This window comes from Mucilaginibacter pineti (assembly GCF_900101875.1).
Lineage (GTDB): Bacteria > Bacteroidota > Bacteroidia > Sphingobacteriales > Sphingobacteriaceae > Mucilaginibacter > Mucilaginibacter pineti.
Window position 1 is genome coordinate 116,136 of sequence record NZ_FNAI01000003.1, and the last position, 17,170, is coordinate 133,305.

Genomic DNA, 17,170 nt, shown 5'->3' on the forward strand with positions numbered 1-17,170 from the left:
GAGGGACTACCTGTTTGTAGCCTGGTAGAAAAAAGTGCATTTGTCCCCAGCGGGGACTACCCATGTTCTTTAATATTCGGAATGTCTATTGATGGCTATTAATGATAGTATTGCCTGTTATAATTCAGACTTGAAAAGTGCCCAGATTTAATATAAATCTGAAGGGACTTATGAAATATCGGTTGATGTGAAGAAAAAGCTTTATTTTTTTCCTACGAAAAAGCCGGTAATTATAATGTTTAAAAAAAGAAAAGAATATTTATATGTGATTATTTTGAGCGACAGGATTGATAACACAAAATTAGATCCTGCTTTATTATACAAGTTAACTCGTTAGATTAACTTATGCTAAGTTGTAAACTTAGCATCCCCAACTAAGGTAATAGCCCATGAAAAGACAGACGGGTAACCCCTACGGGGCATAATCGACTTGATGTTTTTTTCTACAAACAGGTAGTCCCTACGGGACATAAAAGAATTTGCAATATTGATGGGAGACAGCAGGTTTTATGTCCCGTAGGGACTACCTGTTTGTAGCCAAATAGAAAAAAAGTGCATTTGTCCCCAGCGGGGACTACCCATTTTCTTTAATATTCAGAATGTCTATTGATGGGCTATTACTCAACTAAAGCCGCTCTTCCAACTGAAAAACATTTCCTTCGGGGTCTTCGCCATCGCAAAACAGGGAGTTAATGCCGTCGAATGATTTTATTTCTTTGATTGCAATGCCTCTTTTTAAAAGTTCTTGTCTGAATAGCGTTAGGTCGGTTTTTAGGGTGAACACTAATTTGGTATTACTGGTTACTTTAAAATCGTCGTCGGGTTTGGTTAAATATGCTTCCCCAATTTTGTGCAGGGCAATTTCAATGGAGCCGGCATTTAAAACTACCCATTGGTGTGGGATTTCCTCAATTACTGAAAAATTGAAATTATCGACATAAAAGTTTTTTAACTTTTCTATGTTTTGCCCAAAAAGTATAATTCTTGTGAGTGATATTTCCATCCGGGATTTCTTTTATGCGATTAAGCCAAACCCAAAGCCTTGCTTGTACGCTCCCTTGTGACAATGCTCAGTTCTTCGTTATTTGCTAACGACTGGCCGTATGACGGGATCATCAGTTTAAGCTTTTCCTGCCAATCTGGTGTTTTAACGTGGGTTTTAAAGCAGCGCTCAATCAGCTGTACCATAATAGGCACCGATGTTGACGCACCCGGAGAAGCACCCAGCAGGGCTGAAATGCTGCCATCGGCAGAGGTTACCACTTCGGTACCAAATTCAAGTACGCCGGTATGTTTGGCGTCTTTTTTAATTACTTGTACACGCTGGCCTGCAATATCAAGTGTCCAGTCATCCTGGGTAGCGGTAGGCAGGTACTCCTGGAGGGCCTTAAGGCGGTCGGCAGGCGATTGCATTACCTGGGTAATGAGGTATTTGGTCAGCGGCCAGTTATCGCGCCCTACGGCTAATAACGGCAGTATATTATTTAGTTTGATAGAGCCAAACAGGTCAAGCAGCGACCCACGTTTCAGGAAACGGGTGCTGAAACCGGCGTAGGGGCCAAAAAGCAGTTCGCGTTTGCCGTCAATCATCCGGGTATCCAAATGCGGTACAGACATTGGCGGCGAACCTACCGATGCCTTGCCGTAAACCTTGGCTTCGTGGCGTTTAATTACATCGGGGTTTTTACAAACCAGCCATTGCCCGCTTACCGGGAAACCGCCAAAGCCCTTGCTTTCAGCAATGCCTGATTTTTGCAGCAGGGGCAAAGCACCACCGCCTGCGCCAACAAATACAAACTTGGCGGTCAGTTTTCTTTTATTGCCGGTAATTTTGTCCTTCACGGTTACCAGCCAGCTGCCGTCGTTATTGCGTTTAAGGCCGGTTACATCATGGTTGAGGTGCAGGTTTACCGCCTCTTTTTGTTTTAATTTATCTATAAGGCTGCTGGTTAGGCTGCCGAAGTTTACATCGGTACCGATACCCATAAATGTGGCCGATACTTTCTCGTTCTCATCGCGACCTTCCATCACTAACGGGATCCATTTTTTTATCTGAGCTTTGTCTTCACTGTACTCCATCCCCTTAAAAAAGTGATGTTTGGTAAGTGCTTGCTGGCGTTTTTTAAGGTATTCTACATTCTCGGGTCCCCAAACAAAGCTCATGTGCGGTACCTTGCGTATAAAGCTTTGCGGCGACTGAATATATTTCTGGTCGATAAGATAGCTCCAGAATTCTTTGGTTATCTCAAATTGTTCGGCAATTTTTATGGCTTTCTTGATCTCCACGGTGCCATCGGGCAGCTCGGGGGTATAGTTCAGTTCGCAAAAGGCTGAGTGGCCGGTACCTGCATTATTCATAGCAGCCGAACTTTCTGAGGCGATGATCTCCAGGCGTTCAAAAATTTCGATGCTGAGGTCGGGCTGCAGTTCTTTAAGCATTACCCCAAGGGTGGCGCTCATTATGCCTGCCCCAATTAAAACTACATCAACCGCTGTGCCCGAAACTTTATCGCTTTTAGTCATCTTAGTATGATACCCGGTAAAGGGTATGGAGTTAAATTACACCAGATATAACCCGGTTTTTATAAAATTGTTGTTGGTGATTTATAACCTCTTAGTCCGTTTGATTGGAGGTGAAATAAAATCAGGCAATTTTAAGAAATTTTTAAAGAAAATCGGCCTTCCATCGTCCGTTAATTGCAATAAAATACATACTGATACGGATGTATTGCTGACGACCGCTGACGGATGACTGACGACTGCTGACGGATGACTGACGATTGCTGACGAATGACTGACGGCTACTGACGAAATGTATGAAAAGCCCCCGATTTGATATAGCAGGAACCGTAATCGCCAAAAAAAACGACAACAAAAAAGCGTTTGTGAAAACACAAACGCTTTGGAAAAAATATAAAAGCCTGATGGTTGATACTACTATGTAGTATAGCCCAGGATCTTTAAAACCTGTTTACTGTTTTGTTCTTCGCCAAACACCTCAAAGTTAAATGTTTCATCCCTGTTACGACGGATGATCACATGCTTAGGCGATGGCAACAGGCAATGATGGATACCTCCGTAACCGCTCAAAACCTCCTGGTAAGCACCTGTGTTGAAAAAGCCCAGGTACTGCACCTTACGTGTTTTAGGCATAAATACGCTGTTCATGTGAGCTTCCTGGTTGTAGTAATCCTGCCCGTCGCAGGTAATGCCGCCAAGGTTAACACGCTCATACTCACTGTCCCAGTTGTTGATTGGTAGTAAAATGTATTTCTGGTTAAGGGCCCAAACATCGGGCAGGTTGGTTATAAATGAACCATCCAGCATCAGCCAGCGCTCACGATCGTTCTGTTGTTTACGACCAAGTACTTTATACAATATACCCGATGCTTCGGCAACGGTATATTTACCAAATTCGGTAATAATATCCGGTTCCATAGTATCGTGTTCGGCACAAATTTCTTTAATGCGGCTCACAATTTCGTTGATCATGTACTCATAATCAAAGTCGAAAACCAATGAATCCTTGAAAGGCATACCGCCGCCAATATCAAGTGTATCAAGCGCTGGATTAACCTTTTTGAACTTGCAGTAAAGTGTTACATACTTCTCTAACTCGTTCCAATAATAGGGGGTATCAGAAATACCGGAGTTTATAAAGAAATGCAATAACTTAACCTGGAAGTTAGGGTTATCCTCAATTTTATTATGATAAAAATCAATAACATCTTCCATTCGCACACCTAAGCGCGAGGTATAAAACTGCGAATCGGGCTGCTCCTCAGCAGCTATACGGATACCCAGGTTACATGGGGTATCCATTTCAATTTCGTCGTCGTAAAGGTTAAATTCCTCCTTATTATCCAATACTGGGATGATGTTTTTAAAGCCATCATGCAGCATATCAATAATATAGGTTTTATATTGGAAGGTTTTAAAGCCGTTGCAAATCACGGTAATATCTTTTGTAACCGAACCTTTTTTCTCCAGCGCATCAATCATCGGCATATCAAAAGCTGATGATGTTTCCAGGTGAATCTCGTTTTTAAGCGCTTCTTCTACAATGTGCCTAAAATGCGAGCTTTTGGTGCAATAACAATATTTATAGCTGCCGCGATAGTTGTTTTTTATAATAGCCTGTTGAAATAGCAGTTTAGCCTGCTGTATCTTTTTAGATATCATGGGCAGATAGGTGAAGCGCAGGGGCGTGCCGTACGTTTCAATCATCTCCATTAAATTAAGGTCTTGAAAATATAGTTCATCGTCGATGATCTCAAAACCATCCTGCGGAAAACCTACACTTAGATCAAGAAATTCCTGGTAACTCTGCATCCTTTAAAATTTTGGCAAATGTAATTTTTAAACGTAATAATATGTTAATTGTTAGGTTAAATTTTATGGTTGAAATGTAATTTGTTTAATTGCATAGGTAAAGCCCGGTTTAAATATGGTTGACTTAGTTATTGCGGATATAAATAACATAATAATTGCATCACACAGCAGGCATTAAATTTGAATACTTTTGCCACATGAAAAAATCTATCCTGTACGTAGCGATGCTGGCTTTGTCGGCATGTGGCGTTAAAACAAATACCACAAATAATGCAGCAAAAAGCACAGATAGCACTGCTGTTTTGGAGGCTGCCCGAGCTGCAAAGCCTCTTTTTGCAAAAATGCAGATCAGGGATACCATTAAAACAGGCGATTCGGTACTGCTGAAATTTACCGTTTATAATACTGCCGATAGCACTCAGCATTTTTGTAAATGGCATACGCCATTTGAGCCTTTAATGAGTAAATACCTTGATGTTAAAAATGAAAAAGGTGAAGAAATGAATTATTTGGGCGCAATGGCCAAAAGAATAATGCCGCCTCCTGCAAGTAGTTATATTAAAGTTAGCAGTAAGGATAGTTTGACTTCAAACGTTGATCTTTTGAAAGCTTTTGCTATAACCAAACCGGCAAAATATACTATCACCTACGTAGGGCAAAACATGAGCGGACTTGTTGTTATCGACAGTGTTTCATTTGTTTACGCAGGCCGGTAAACACAATTGTAATCGACCAAAGATGCGGTTTCATTACACCCATCTTTGGTTTATCAATTTTCAACCTAAAATTAAAAAAAAATTCCTAAAACCATTTTACGCTACAAGGTGTTTTACTATTCCAAACACCTTGAAAAATGACTTATCTGGAATACAGCCAACAAGTAATGTTAGAATTAACGCGCATAAAACAACATTCGCTGTTACTTTATAACAAATTGAAGGGCGATAAAGGCTATCTAAACTTCGACGAGCGGGACCTTTATATGGAAAAGGTAGAAGAGTTTCATACGCTTGCCGATCAGTGTATTTACGTTCAAAGCCTCATGCTGGAAGGTGGGGTAAATCCATTCGATCATATAGACTAAACAACAATTTGCAGGTTATAACTAATAGCTAAGCGGCAAATGCACCTCAGCCATCATGCACCTTGCGCTGCCGCCCCCGTTGATTTCAATAGTGTTTATATCGGCGTAAACCAACTTTCCGTATTTTTCTAAGGTTGATATTTGTTCGATGGTAAGCGCCTGATAAGCATTTTGCGACATCACTATCAACGTTTCGTTTTTGTCGTTTTTAACCTCCAGCATATTGCCGGCAAAGCTGTTCATTTGAGTGAAACTTATATCAATAACCTCTTTATTGGTCGATTTAAGTGATTCCAGCACTGTTATCCGTTCGTGAGGATTCGGGATGCTCTCTGTACAAACAACCGCGAATTTGCTGCCTACACACATCAAAACGTTGGTATGGTAAATGGCTTTCCCTTTTTCGTCAATGGCTTCAAAGCTTATAGATTGATAACCAGCTTGCTCGCAAAAATAATTCAAAACCTCTTTATCTGTACGTGGCGACAGGCAGGCATAGGCAATTTTGTTATCCCTATCTAAAACCATGCTGCCAGTACCCTCTAAAAAGCGATTATCAGCTTCAAAACGACTCAGGTCAATTACATGGGCAACTTTAAAATTATCTTCCAAATCTGTTATAATATCTTCGCGGCGCTCTAAACGGCGGTTTTCTGCCTGCATAGGGTATAGGAACACTGAGCCGTCATTATGGAATGATACCCAGTTATTAGGGAAAATAGAATCGGGGGTATGCGGTTGAACGGTGTCATTTATAACGGTAACGTTAACACCATTGTTTTGCAGTGTTTTAACAAACCTGTCAAACTCAAAAAGCGCCTTGTCATGAACGGCCTGCTGGTCTGCATCCCGGTTTTGGAAGGCGTTACTGCCCGCCGTTTGCTCATTAAAGCCAAAACCTACCGGGCGAATCATTAATATGTTATTTGTCGATTGACTCATCTTTTTTTGTCATTAAATTATGTCTGAACCGCGATTTATGGGATTAAATGATTAGTTGGATTTTGGGCTTATTACATTCTATAATCAAGTAAAATCCTTAAATCTGATAAATCTGTTTAGTCCCGGTTCAGACAATCCTATCCCTCAAAAGAGGCATACTCATACAATGGAAACCACCACGGGCACGGGAAAGTTCTGCCGATGGCATTAAAATTAGCGTATTGGTTAACGTTTGCGGGTCGAGTTCATTGTTTTCGAATTTCTGCAGCAGGTCATTTACCCTAATTACGTCAAATCCGCTTTGCTTAAATGCCTCAACGGTTTTGTCGTTACGGTCGTAACCTAAAACAACTCCTTCTTTGAGGGCCAGTAGATTACAGGAATCTGTCCATTGCTCACGGGCATCAAACGGGAATGTATTATTGCCCGAGTAGATGAATTTCGTTTTCTCATCGCTTTGCAAATCATTCTCGCTAATGTCTGATAACAGGTCCTCCAGGCAGCCAAACAATCGCGGTTTTTCGCCTTTTTCAAACTGTACAATTTCGGGCCTTTCCTTCGTTTTTTTATCTGCAAACCATGATATGGGTTCCTGGTCTTCCAAAGGGGCCTCAGCAATTGCCAGTGACCTTAGCAGCACCCAGGTATTACGCTTTACCTGGGTAAAAACAGTGTCGATATGCATATAATCCCTTTTATGCGGGATTTTTACTATGGTCACTTTTTTTACCACATTGTTATCAAACAACAGTTTAATAGCCTCGTTGGCACCGCTGATACTGGTGCGTTCGCTGCAGCCAATCAATAAATGCTGCGGACTAACCATCATTACATCCCCGCCTTCAAGCGTGGTTTTCTCCAGGTTATCTTCGCCGGGGCGCAAAAAATGTTGCGCAGTTTCGGGGATCTCCAGTATATTATCCCTGTAGGGGGCAAACAAAGGGTGGTTGAAAAATATATACCGCGCCAGTAAAGTTTCGCGAAAACGGGCTTTTTTTGCCGGTTTATTAAGCAGCATGTGGTTATTTACCGCTATGCCAATATCCCTCGAAAAAATTAAGTTGGGTATTGGCGCAAAAATCATTTCCTCATTACTTAACGAGCCGGATATGAAAATTTTAGCCAGTTCAACAGGGTTTGTATTGATTAATTCCTGCTGTAGGCGGTAATTGCAACTTTCTATAGCACAAACAGATGCAGTTAATTTTTCGCGGATGTCGGCCTGTTGTAGGATGTCAGCCAGTAGGGTTTGAATCTCTATTACCTTGCCCGATGCGTGAAAATTCGCGTTATCGGGTTTAAAGAACAGGCGGTCGGTGTCGTTATCAATATCCTGCAGTTTTCCCTTTATTTTATCCGGATCTAAAAAATAGAGCAATAATTTTATGTAATAATCATACTCGTTTTTACGCATAGTATCCAGGTGCACAATATCCTCAAAAAGCCAGTCCTGGGCCTTTGAGGGCACTACTTTGCCTAATCCGCTATCTGGGCTATGGATAAGTAAGCTGCGCAGGGTGCCAATTTCTGATGTTACATCTATTTTAAAATCGGTGTTTTTTAGTGTCATAAATGGATATAAGGAAAGCAAATCTATTCAGAATTATCAATATTTTATTATGGCCGGGATATTGGCAATTTAATTAATTTTGCCACATGAATTTTATTATTGACGCGGCCGTTAAAGCAGTTAAACATTTGTACCAAACAGATGTAGCATCGGCTGCTATAGGCTTACAGGAAACCCGTAAGGAGTTTGAAGGGCAAATTACTATAGTTACTTTCCCATTTACCAAATTTTCGCGCAAAGGGCCCGAGCAAACTGCCAACGAAATAGGTGAATTTCTTAAAAATGAACTCACGGAAGTTGCTGATTTTAATGTAGTTAAAGGTTTTCTTAATATTTCTATAAAAGACGAATACTGGATAAATCAGCTTTATACTCAAATTTTACCGGATAGCTTCGCCCTTGCTCAACCCAACGGTAAAAAGGTTATGGTAGAGTATTCATCGCCAAATACCAATAAGCCGCTGCATTTAGGGCATGTGCGTAATAATCTTTTAGGTTATTCTGTTTCGCAAATCTTGGAAGCCGCAGGTTATGAGGTAATTAAAGCTAATTTGGTTAATGATCGTGGTATTCATATTTGTAAATCGATGCTGGCCTGGCAAAAGTTTGGTAATGGCGAAACCCCGGCTTCGTCTGGCTTAAAAGGCGATCATTTGGTAGGTAAATACTACGTATTATTTGATAAGGCCTACAAAACCCAGATCGAAGAACTAAAAGCTACAGGTCAAACCGAAGATGAAGCCAAAAAGAACGCGCCTTTTATAAAAGAAGCCCAGCAGATGCTCCAGAAATGGGAAGCAGGGGATACCGAGGTTATTGATCTTTGGAAAACAATGAACGGTTGGGTTTACGCCGGTTTTGCTGAAACCTATAAGCAAATGGGCGTTAACTTTGATAAATATTACTATGAATCAGATACTTACCTGTTAGGTAAAGATATTATTGACGAAGGACTGCAAAAAGGTGTTTTCTTTAAAAAACCGGATGGTTCTGTTTGGATAGACCTTACTGCCGATGGCCTGGACGAAAAGCTGGTGCTCCGGTCTGATGGTACTTCGGTTTACATGACCCAGGATATGGGTACCGCCCAATTGAAGTACAATGATTACCATATGGATAAATCTATCTATGTGGTTGGTAACGAGCAGGATTACCATTTTAAGGTGCTGTTTTTAATCCTCAATAAACTGGGTAAAGCCGGTGCCGATGGCTTGTTCCACCTGTCATACGGGATGGTTGATCTGCCATCGGGTAAGATGAAATCGCGTGAGGGAACGGTAGTTGACGCCGACGACCTGATGGCCGAAATGGAGGCCACCGCCAAAGAACAAACCGAGGCTATGGGCAAGGTTGACGGTTTTGCCGAAGCTGATAAACTGCAACTATACCACACTATCGGTATGGGCGCGCTAAAGTACTTCCTGCTAAAGGTAGATCCTAAGAAAAGGTTATTATTTGATCCTAATGAATCTGTTGATTTTCAGGGACATACGGGGCCATTTATTCAATATACCCATGCGCGTATTAAATCGGTATTGAGCAGGGCTGATTATCAGTTAGATACTAATATAGTGGTAACTGAATTGGCTGGTGTTGAGCGTGATCTGATCGTGCTGTTAACCCAGTTCCCGGATATTATACAGTCGGCAGCTAATGAATATAGCCCGGCTTTGATAGCCAATTATGTGTATGAATTGGCCAAGGTTTATAATAAATTTTACCACGAGAAATCTATATTACAGGCTGAGGATGAGGTGTTAAAGCAATTTCGGTTGCAATTATCAGCCGCATCGGCCAAGGTGATCAGCAAGGGTATGAACCTGCTTGGGATAGACGTGCCCGAGAGAATGTAATAGATGTGCAGATTATAGATTGCAGATGTGCAAATGATAAGACAATGCCTAATTCAAGTAATTGGGCATTGTCATTTAAAAAATCCGCACATCCCCATCTGCATATCTGAAATCTATAATCTGCACATTATGAAGTCTTATCTCCAATGTCCTCTGTGCCAGGCATATCCACGGCGAACGGGGTGCCAATATCCTTGTACGTAAACGTGTCCGCGGCGGGGTTGGGCGTAATAGCCGTTAATATAGGCGTATCTTCCACCGCGCCAGGCCCATTCGCCTGGCACCCAATAGGCACCGGGATAGGGAGCCACCGGACGCACATAAACGGGTTCTGCGGGGCGCTCGGCTACATAATAGTCTGCGGCACAGGAAGTAAATAACGAGCCGGTGAGGGCCAATACTATTCCAATTTTTGCAATCGTTTTCATCTGTTCAGTTTTTAAATAAATAAATTACTTACAGATTTTTGACGACGCCAATTGCCAGAGGTTTAATGAAGTTTTGATGAACTAACGCGCCGTTTTGCATTCGTCAGCATTCGTCAGTATGCCGTCAGCAGTCGTCAGTACATCGTCAGCAGCCGTCAGTACCTCGTCAGCAATTTTTTACAAGGAATAATTTTTGCTGATCGGTCGCGAAATTTTGATAGGGGTCGGGAGCCCAATCACCACAACCCGTCTACCTGAATTTATCGGCCACTACAAGCTCCTTGCTGCCGGGCGAATATTTATAAAATCCGCTGCAGGTTTTGACACCGTTGTGCCCGGCGGTAACCATGTTCACCAACAAAGGGCATGGCGCATATTTTTGATTCCCGAAACCATTGTACAAAACTTTCAATATCGCCAGGCAAACATCAAGGCCAATAAAATCGGCCAGTTGCAGCGGACCCATCGGGTGGGCCATCCCCAGTTTCATTACGGTATCTATTTCCTCAACGCCGGCAACACCTTCGTAAAGGGTATAAATGGCCTCGTTTATCATTGGCATTAAAATACGGTTTGCCACAAAGCCTGGATAATCATTCACTTCTACAGGATCTTTACCCAGGGTTTTGGCTAAGGCCATTACCGTTTGGGTGGTTTCATCGGTAGTAGCGTAACCGCGAATAACCTCCACCAGTTTCATAACCGGTACGGGGTTCATAAAATGCATACCTATAACATTGCCAGGTTTTTTGGTTACCGCTGCAATTTGGGTGATGGATATGGATGAAGTATTGGAGGCCAGGATCACCTCATCGGTACAAATTTCACTCAGCTGCCTGAATAGGTTCAGCTTGATTTCGGGATTTTCGGTGGCGGCCTCAACTACCAGGTGGGCATTGGCCGCGCCTTGCTTTAAATCGGTATATGTTTTTATACGGACTAAAGTAGCTGCCTTGGCCTGCTCATCAATAGTGCCTTTTTTTACTTGCCTGTCCAGGTTGCTGGTAATGGTTTGCACGGCTTTGTTGAGCGCATCGGCATTAATATCTACCAGCGATACCTCAAAACCATATTGTGCAAAGGTATGCGCTATGCCATTGCCCATTGTGCCGGAGCCTATTACAGTAATGTTCTTCATCATTATCAGGTTATATATGCTAAGTTGAGGCAAATATTTTAGTTGGCAAAATACCCGGCATTAATTACAGGCTGATAAATGCACCCGCTTCTATAATTGTTTTTTTAGTGATCTTTTCATATTGCGGTACATGCCCCAAATCGGTAATGCCCGAATAATCTAAAATAAAGCTTTTTGAGTAAATGTCTTTAACGCCGTTAAATATTACCCCCATTACCGGTATGTTGTACTTTTTAAGCGCGTGTAAGGATAGCAGGGTATGGTTAATGCTGCCCAGGTAATTTTGCGATACCAGGATCACCTTGCCATTTAACTGCTTTATAAGGTCAATCATTAAAAAATTATCGTTTAGCGGTACCATGAGGCCGCCTGCGCCTTCAATAACCAGTTGGTTGTTGGTTTGTGGCGTAATGATCTTTTGTATATCTATAGTTACTTTATCAATTGCTGCCGATTTATGGGGGGAGAAAGGTTGTGTTAAACGATAAGCTTCGGGATGAAATACAGACTGGGTATTGGATACCAGACTTTTAACTTTCATGGTGTCGCTGTCGTCCAGCTCGCCAGATTGGATGGGTTTCCAGTAATCTGCTTTTAATTTTTCGGTTACAATAGCTGAAATAATAGTTTTACCAACACCGGTGCCAATACCGGTAATAAATAAGGGCTGCTTAGGGAGCATTTATAATTGTGTTATAGTTTTCGCAAGTAAAGTTATATCATTTACAGCATTAAAACTATGCAGGCACACCCTTAATCTTTCGGAACCTTCGGCAACGGTTGGGCTAAGTATTGGGCGTACATCCAAGCCATTGTCTTGCAATGTTTTAGCTGCCTGTATGGCTCTTTGGTTACTATTTAAGAGGATGCATTGGATGGCACTATCGCTGTCAATCAACAGGGTATCGGCCCCGGTTACTATTGATCTTTTAAAAAATGCGATGTTGTTTTTCAGCGCAGCAATTTCAGCTGCCGAATCATTTAAAAGCGCGTAGGCCATTTTTACCGATGCCAGGTTATGAAAGGAGGGGGCGGTTGTGTAAATAAAGGAACGGGAGAAATTAATGAGGTAATTTCTTAGCCTGTCGCTGCCCATTACAATAGCCCCGTGGCAGCCCAGTGCCTTGCCAAAAGTTGCTACAGCAGCAAATACCCTGTTTTGTAAGCCAAGCCCATGAACCATTCCTTTTTGATAAAGGCCGACGGCGTGAGCTTCGTCAACAATTAAATTGGCGCCGTATTGTTCGGTAAGGTTTAAAATGTCGTCCAAAGGTGCTGAATCGCCATCCATGGAGTAAACGCTTTCTACTACCACATAGCAGTTACCTTTACCCTGTTTTAGCTTGGCCTCCAGGGCAACCATGTCGTTATGCTTAAAACTATAGCGGTTGGCATAGCTTAACCGCGCTCCGTCAATTACAGAGGCGTGTATCAGTTCATCAAGAATAATGGTATCACCGCGTTGGGCCAGGGAGGAGAGGAGGCCCAGGTTGGCATCATAGCCGGAATTAAACAGCAAGCCAGCTTCATAACCGTGAAAGGCGGCTATTTCTTTTTCCAGCACTTCGGCATATTGCAGGTTGCCCGATAATAGCCTCGATCCGGTTGACCCGTTGCCGCTAAGCGGGTGGTTTGCTACTTCGGCTTCGATATTATTTTTTAATACAGCCGATTGCGCAAAGCCCAGGTAGTCGTTTGAACAGAAGTCGATAAGGGTATTCTCCTGCTTCAACGTGCGGTAACTGCCTGCTGCCAGCCTTTCGTCGAGCCTGTTTTTTAAATATGTTTCTGCTGATGCCAATTTAAATGGTTTTAGCAAAAGTAAACAACCATCAACAAAGACGGGAGCTTTATTTTAACTCATGAAAGAGGAATATCCCTCAATGAACATACGGGTAGCCCCTAATGGGGCATATACGATTGGATGTTTTTTCTACAAATAGGTAGTCCCTCCGGGACATAAAAGCATTTGCAATATTGATAGGAGACTATTGGTTTCTATGTCCCGGAGGGACTACTTATTTGTAGGATAATAGGAAAGAATGAATTTGTCCCCAGCGGGGACTACCCGCGTTCTTCTATCTAGAATGTTTTTTTCATGACCACTAATTTCCACTATTGTATGCGGTGGTTTCATGCTTAAAATAAAAAAGCGGCTCATCGCCGCTTCTTTATTAAAATTAATTTTGCGATCCGCCGCCGCCGCCACCCTGGCCGCCACCTTGTCTCATTTTTTCCATTCTTTCTTTTTGCGCTTTTTCATAAGCAGCAGCCTGGTCTGTTGTTAAAACAGCTTTTATCTTATCATTAGTAGCCTTCATCATTGGCATCATAGCGGTACGCATAGCGCTTCTGTCGCCATTGGCAGCAGTTCTTACGCTATCCATTTTAGCTGCCTGCTCTTTGTAAATAGCAGTAACTTTGGCTGTCTGATCGTCAGTTAGGCTAAGCTGGGCTTTAAGGTCTTTAGCCCTGTCTTCCGGACTTTTTCTCATACCGCCACCACCTTGTGCATGACTTACTGCTGCTATACCCATCAGGAAGCAGCACATTAACAGAAATTTTTTCATAGCTTTTTTAATTATTTACGTTTTATAATCTTTAGGATAAAGATATGCGGTAAAGGTTTAAATAAGCCGATGTAACTTAATTGTTGCTTTGCTGTAAATTTGATATGGAGCGCTGCATCTGGGCCATCATATTGGTAAGGCTTTCCATAGTAGGCTCGGGTGTTGGCTGCGGTAACTGGGTTGATATATAGCCTTTTGCTTTCCAGATTTCCAAAACGTCTTCGCCGTTTATTTCATACGATTCGTATACGGGGTTGTCTGATATCAGCTTCAGCTTTTTATTCTCCCTGAATTTGTTACCAACGCGCTTGTATACCACGCCATCGTTTTTTGATATTATTATATAGGTTTCGCCGCTTTTAAGGTCGGCCCAGTTTTCCAGGTATTCGCCTATAATAATATCGCCAGATATAATTGGCAGCATCGAATCGCCTTTTATTTCAAAAGCGCGAAACGTTCCCTGCTTAAACATGGGTAAATAAAATTTTGGCAGTTTTGATACATATTCAGGATCGGCATAACCGTTCAAATAACCGGCACTGGCCTTCATAGGCACCATTTCTATATTTTCGTTATCTTCTTTATCTACAGAAATACTTAGTACGCGCAGGTTGGCAGGGTTGCCTTTTGGCTTGGGTGCCCACTTCTCATCAATGGTTTCGTTAATGAAATCATCAATAGTAATGTCAAAATAAATTGCTAATGCTTTTAGTAGTTCGTATTTTGGCTCTGCGCGTTCTTCTTCATATGCGCCTACTAATGAGCGTTTTATGCCCACTTCATCGGCGAATTGTTGTTGGGTGATTCCCTTTTTTTTGCGAAGAAACTTAATATTTTGTGAAATTGTTGACATAAAATTTGGATTTGCTAAATTAATTAGTAATTTTATGCTCATAAAGTTAGTAATAATTATTTGTTCACCAAATTTTTTATCAAAAATGAAACGTTTTGTATATATCATCACAGACAGGAACAGGAAAAATCTGCACGTTGGCTTATGCTCAGACCTGGTAAAAACACTGCAATTTTACAGCGATATGCCTACCTTATTTTTTGATAGCGCACAGCAGCTTAACCGTTTGGTTTATTTTGAAGAGATAAATACCGAAGAGCAGGCAATGGAACGCTTTAAAACTGTAAGCACTTATACAAGGCCCCAAAAAGAAAAAATGATCAGACCTGTTAATCCTGACTGGATAGATCTGACCATTGGTTTAAAATTTGAAAGCGGCATACGCGTTAGGCCTCAGTTACGCCCATCTGTAAACGCTAACAGGCGCGCAATTACTTTTTAATGAATTTGAGTGCGCCGGAGTTCATACAAAATCTTTTACCGCCTCTGTCTGCAGGGCCGTCGTCAAAAACGTGACCTAAGTGCAGGCCGGTACTTTTTTCGATAACTTCATCGCGGGTTTCGCCAAAACTATTGTCAGTTACAATGGCAATTTTTTTAGAGTCGACTGCTTTAACAAAGCTTGGCCATCCGGTTCCACTGTCAAATTTATCGTCGGAACTAAATAAAACGTCGCCGGTAGCGGCGCTTACATAAACACCTTTTTCGTGGTTATTGTAATATTCGTTTTTAAAAGGGGCCTCGGTACCGCTTTCAACCATTATATGATATTGGTTGGGGGTTAATACCTTTTTCCACTCGGCAGCTGGTTTGCTGAGTTTGCGTTTAGAACTTTGCCCGTTACTGTTCTGGCAGCCCAGGGCTGTTATAATAAATAAAATAGCTACTGCTAAAATTGATTTTTTCATTACCTGTTAAATTAGTTTTTGTAAATAATTGCCGGATGTTGATCCGTTATCCGCTTAGTCGTAAAACCAAGGCTATCCTTACAATTATTATACTTTAAATACGAAGATTTATTTCAGGCAGATTGTCATGCCGGGGTACTTTAAATCAGGCGAGGCCATATATCAAGATCACCTAATTATTTCATTTAACATGTCATTTGCAACACCTTTTAAGATAGCCGCATGGATAGTTATAGCAATTATATAAAACGATATAAAAAACAAAGGCGCATAGTACTCACCATTTATTATTAAACAAACAGAAATTGCAGTTAATACAGCAATAGGCGCTATCAAGCTTAGGTAATAACTAAAGGTTACTGACGCTAAATTATCTTGTAAATTAATTTCAAACGTTCCTCCATCCAGCCTTGTCATAGCTTTAGATCTCGACATGAGTTTCCACATGCTTTCATCAAATTCTACAAGATCCGTTGTTATGTTGATAATCCTGTAGTCTTCCTTTTCTAATTTTGCATTTATCCTATCAACGATAACTCGTGGGGCAAGGTCAGTTGATTGTGAAATTTTAAACTTTAATTTCATTTGATAAGGTTTTGCGTGAAGTTATAAAACCTATCAATTACTCTTAACAGCGTTTTAAATTTGATTTGGATTATTTATGTATCAGATAAAAATCATTGCCGTTGACTTTAGTCAACGGAATAATGAAAAACAAAAGGGCTTTAGCCAAAATTCTGTTTGAATAATTGGGCTGAAGCCCGCCTCCGATACCTCTTGTACCGTTGACTAAAGTCAACGGCAATGATTTTCATTTTTAAACAGCTTATAAGTATTAAATAACCCTCACCTTGGGCACCAAAACATGGTTCACTACGTGTAGCATACCATTGCTTTGCTTAATATCAAAACGATCTAAAATGCTTTCGCCACCGGTTTCATCTATCAAAACAATATTACGGTTGGCATCTATCTTGGCGGTTAGCTTACTGCCGGCCAGCGTAATAAAAGTGGCCAATCCTTTGTGCCCGTTTATTTGCTTTTCTATATCCCTGGCGGTTAAGCTGCCCGCAATAGCATGGTTGGCTATTAAACCGGTGAGTTCCCAAAAATGGGCTGGCTTGTTCAATGAATCTATTTTGCTTGCGGGTAAAATAGCAAAAGCTTCGTTAACCGGTACAAAAATGGTAATAGGACCTTTACTTTTATAGGTTTCGGCAAAGTTGGTTGCCTTAATGAAGCTATAAAAGACCGATAGGTCTTTCGTCAAAGCAATGTTTTGAATAATATCGTTCGTTTTACGCATACTATCACCAACGGCAACTGTCATAGGGCCAATGTTTTTAGGTGAGCTTACACTTGTACCTGTACTTTGAGCAAATAATGTAGTGGCGTATAAAAGTATCGGGGCAAGCAGCAGTAATTTTTTCATATCGGGGGTATTATTTCGTTTGCAACAATCAAATGTTCAAATGTTTTATAATTAATAACA

The 17,170-nt window shown here is 41.3% G+C and carries 19 protein-coding genes; 5 read left to right on the forward strand and 14 right to left on the reverse strand.

All coding sequences use genetic code 11. The annotated features are described in order from the left end of the window. Positions 1-625 precede the first annotated feature (625 nt). Positions 626-1,003 carry a VOC family protein gene (locus tag BLS59_RS08505; RefSeq protein ID WP_091147813.1) on the reverse strand — a complete coding sequence of 126 codons (378 nt, stop codon included), beginning with the start codon at positions 1,001-1,003 and terminating at the stop codon, positions 626-628. Positions 1,004-1,023: 20 nt separating this feature from the next. Then, the gene (locus BLS59_RS08510; protein WP_091147816.1) at positions 1,024-2,523 is read right to left on the reverse strand and encodes a malate:quinone oxidoreductase; all 1,500 of its coding nucleotides are present in this window, start codon (positions 2,521-2,523) and stop codon (positions 1,024-1,026) included. Between the two features lie 293 nt (positions 2,524-2,816). On the opposite strand from BLS59_RS08510, the gene BLS59_RS32450 reads away from it, so the two are divergent. Beyond that, a complete protein-coding gene (locus BLS59_RS32450; protein ID WP_262492939.1) occupies positions 2,817-2,945 on the forward strand; it encodes a hypothetical protein in 129 nt (42 codons plus the stop codon). On the opposite strand, the gene BLS59_RS08520 is transcribed toward BLS59_RS32450, so the two are convergent. Beyond that, complete coding sequence (locus tag BLS59_RS08520) at positions 2,938-4,332, reverse strand: arginine decarboxylase (protein WP_091147822.1); 1,395 nt, start codon at positions 4,330-4,332, stop codon at positions 2,938-2,940. The genes BLS59_RS32450 and BLS59_RS08520 overlap by 8 nt on opposite strands. Positions 4,333-4,529: 197 nt before the next feature. Here BLS59_RS08520 and BLS59_RS08525 point away from each other — a divergent pair, with 197 nt between their 5' ends. After that, entirely contained in the window at positions 4,530-5,048 is a 519-nt protein-coding gene (locus BLS59_RS08525) for a protease (protein WP_091147825.1), read from the forward strand. Between the two features lie 137 nt (positions 5,049-5,185). Further along, a complete protein-coding gene (locus BLS59_RS08530; protein WP_091147828.1) occupies positions 5,186-5,416 on the forward strand; it encodes a hypothetical protein in 231 nt (76 codons plus the stop codon). A 21-nt stretch (positions 5,417-5,437) separates the two neighbouring features. On the opposite strand, the gene ctlX is transcribed toward BLS59_RS08530, so the two are convergent. Both ctlX and BLS59_RS08540 read right to left on the reverse strand, forming a co-directional pair. Beyond that, positions 5,438-6,358, reverse strand: a complete 921-nt coding sequence (ctlX, locus tag BLS59_RS08535; RefSeq protein WP_091147830.1) for a citrulline utilization hydrolase CtlX — start codon at positions 6,356-6,358, stop codon at positions 5,438-5,440. Positions 6,359-6,485: 127 nt separating this feature from the next. After that, on the reverse strand, positions 6,486-7,928 hold the full coding sequence (locus tag BLS59_RS08540; RefSeq protein ID WP_091147833.1) for an arginine deiminase family protein: 1,443 nt from the start codon (positions 7,926-7,928) through the stop codon (positions 6,486-6,488). 86 nt (positions 7,929-8,014) lie between these two features. Here BLS59_RS08540 and argS point away from each other — a divergent pair, with 86 nt between their 5' ends. After that, positions 8,015-9,781, forward strand: coding sequence for an arginine--tRNA ligase (argS, locus tag BLS59_RS08545; RefSeq protein WP_091147836.1), 1,767 nt, complete (start codon positions 8,015-8,017; stop codon positions 9,779-9,781). A gap of 137 nt (positions 9,782-9,918) precedes the next feature. Here the strand turns inward: argS and BLS59_RS08550 are convergent, their stop codons facing one another. The 6 genes from BLS59_RS08550 to BLS59_RS08575 all read right to left on the reverse strand — a co-directional run bounded on the left by BLS59_RS08550 (position 9,919) and on the right by BLS59_RS08575 (position 14,770). Next, on the reverse strand, positions 9,919-10,209 hold the full coding sequence (locus tag BLS59_RS08550) for a YXWGXW repeat-containing protein (protein WP_091147839.1): 291 nt from the start codon (positions 10,207-10,209) through the stop codon (positions 9,919-9,921). 250 nt (positions 10,210-10,459) lie between these two features. Further along, a complete protein-coding gene (locus BLS59_RS08555; RefSeq protein ID WP_449406540.1) occupies positions 10,460-11,350 on the reverse strand; it encodes a 3-hydroxybutyryl-CoA dehydrogenase in 891 nt (296 codons plus the stop codon). A gap of 61 nt (positions 11,351-11,411) precedes the next feature. Beyond that, entirely contained in the window at positions 11,412-12,029 is a 618-nt protein-coding gene (gene bioD / locus BLS59_RS08560) for a dethiobiotin synthase (protein ID WP_091147845.1), read from the reverse strand. Continuing rightward, complete coding sequence (locus BLS59_RS08565) at positions 12,030-13,148, reverse strand: aminotransferase class I/II-fold pyridoxal phosphate-dependent enzyme (protein ID WP_091148754.1); 1,119 nt, start codon at positions 13,146-13,148, stop codon at positions 12,030-12,032. Positions 13,149-13,527: 379 nt separating this feature from the next. Next, a complete protein-coding gene (locus BLS59_RS08570; protein ID WP_091147848.1) occupies positions 13,528-13,917 on the reverse strand; it encodes a hypothetical protein in 390 nt (129 codons plus the stop codon). Between the two features lie 76 nt (positions 13,918-13,993). After that, positions 13,994-14,770: an XRE family transcriptional regulator gene (locus tag BLS59_RS08575; protein ID WP_091148757.1), complete on the reverse strand. Its 777-nt coding sequence runs from the start codon at positions 14,768-14,770 to the stop codon at positions 13,994-13,996. Positions 14,771-14,855: 85 nt separating this feature from the next. On the opposite strand from BLS59_RS08575, the gene BLS59_RS08580 reads away from it, so the two are divergent. Further along, entirely contained in the window at positions 14,856-15,212 is a 357-nt protein-coding gene (locus BLS59_RS08580) for a GIY-YIG nuclease family protein (RefSeq protein ID WP_091148759.1), read from the forward strand. On the opposite strand, the gene msrB is transcribed toward BLS59_RS08580, so the two are convergent. The 3 genes from msrB to BLS59_RS08595 all read right to left on the reverse strand — a co-directional run bounded on the left by msrB (position 15,202) and on the right by BLS59_RS08595 (position 17,110). Beyond that, entirely contained in the window at positions 15,202-15,678 is a 477-nt protein-coding gene (gene msrB, locus BLS59_RS08585) for a peptide-methionine (R)-S-oxide reductase MsrB (protein ID WP_091147850.1), read from the reverse strand. The two genes, BLS59_RS08580 and msrB, sit on opposite strands and share 11 nt — an antisense overlap. Positions 15,679-15,846: 168 nt before the next feature. Further along, positions 15,847-16,263, reverse strand: coding sequence for a hypothetical protein (locus BLS59_RS08590; RefSeq protein WP_091147852.1), 417 nt, complete (start codon positions 16,261-16,263; stop codon positions 15,847-15,849). A 250-nt stretch (positions 16,264-16,513) separates the two neighbouring features. Then, a complete protein-coding gene (locus BLS59_RS08595; protein ID WP_091147854.1) occupies positions 16,514-17,110 on the reverse strand; it encodes a fasciclin domain-containing protein in 597 nt (198 codons plus the stop codon). Between the last annotated feature and the right edge of the window lie 60 nt (positions 17,111-17,170).

What these genes read in the sequence shown, in the direction of transcription:
- BLS59_RS08505 (WP_091147813.1), bottom strand. Translation starts at nt 1,003, where the DNA reads ATGGAAATATCACTCACAAGAATTATACTTTTTGGGCAAAACATAGAA.
- BLS59_RS08510 (WP_091147816.1), bottom strand. Translation starts at nt 2,523, where the DNA reads ATGACTAAAAGCGATAAAGTTTCGGGCACAGCGGTTGATGTAGTTTTA.
- BLS59_RS32450 (WP_262492939.1), top strand. Translation starts at nt 2,817, where the DNA reads ATGAAAAGCCCCCGATTTGATATAGCAGGAACCGTAATCGCCAAAAAA.
- BLS59_RS08520 (WP_091147822.1), bottom strand. Translation starts at nt 4,332, where the DNA reads ATGCAGAGTTACCAGGAATTTCTTGATCTAAGTGTAGGTTTTCCGCAG.
- BLS59_RS08525 (WP_091147825.1), top strand. Translation starts at nt 4,530, where the DNA reads ATGAAAAAATCTATCCTGTACGTAGCGATGCTGGCTTTGTCGGCATGT.
- BLS59_RS08530 (WP_091147828.1), top strand. Translation starts at nt 5,186, where the DNA reads ATGACTTATCTGGAATACAGCCAACAAGTAATGTTAGAATTAACGCGC.
- ctlX (WP_091147830.1), bottom strand. Translation starts at nt 6,358, where the DNA reads ATGAGTCAATCGACAAATAACATATTAATGATTCGCCCGGTAGGTTTT.
- BLS59_RS08540 (WP_091147833.1), bottom strand. Translation starts at nt 7,928, where the DNA reads ATGACACTAAAAAACACCGATTTTAAAATAGATGTAACATCAGAAATT.
- argS (WP_091147836.1), top strand. Translation starts at nt 8,015, where the DNA reads ATGAATTTTATTATTGACGCGGCCGTTAAAGCAGTTAAACATTTGTAC.
- BLS59_RS08550 (WP_091147839.1), bottom strand. Translation starts at nt 10,209, where the DNA reads ATGAAAACGATTGCAAAAATTGGAATAGTATTGGCCCTCACCGGCTCG.
- BLS59_RS08555 (WP_449406540.1), bottom strand. Translation starts at nt 11,350, where the DNA reads ATGATGAAGAACATTACTGTAATAGGCTCCGGCACAATGGGCAATGGC.
- bioD (WP_091147845.1), bottom strand. Translation starts at nt 12,029, where the DNA reads ATGCTCCCTAAGCAGCCCTTATTTATTACCGGTATTGGCACCGGTGTT.
- BLS59_RS08570 (WP_091147848.1), bottom strand. Translation starts at nt 13,917, where the DNA reads ATGAAAAAATTTCTGTTAATGTGCTGCTTCCTGATGGGTATAGCAGCA.
- BLS59_RS08575 (WP_091148757.1), bottom strand. Translation starts at nt 14,770, where the DNA reads ATGTCAACAATTTCACAAAATATTAAGTTTCTTCGCAAAAAAAAGGGA.
- BLS59_RS08580 (WP_091148759.1), top strand. Translation starts at nt 14,856, where the DNA reads ATGAAACGTTTTGTATATATCATCACAGACAGGAACAGGAAAAATCTG.
- msrB (WP_091147850.1), bottom strand. Translation starts at nt 15,678, where the DNA reads ATGAAAAAATCAATTTTAGCAGTAGCTATTTTATTTATTATAACAGCC.
- BLS59_RS08590 (WP_091147852.1), bottom strand. Translation starts at nt 16,263, where the DNA reads ATGAAATTAAAGTTTAAAATTTCACAATCAACTGACCTTGCCCCACGA.
- BLS59_RS08595 (WP_091147854.1), bottom strand. Translation starts at nt 17,110, where the DNA reads ATGAAAAAATTACTGCTGCTTGCCCCGATACTTTTATACGCCACTACA.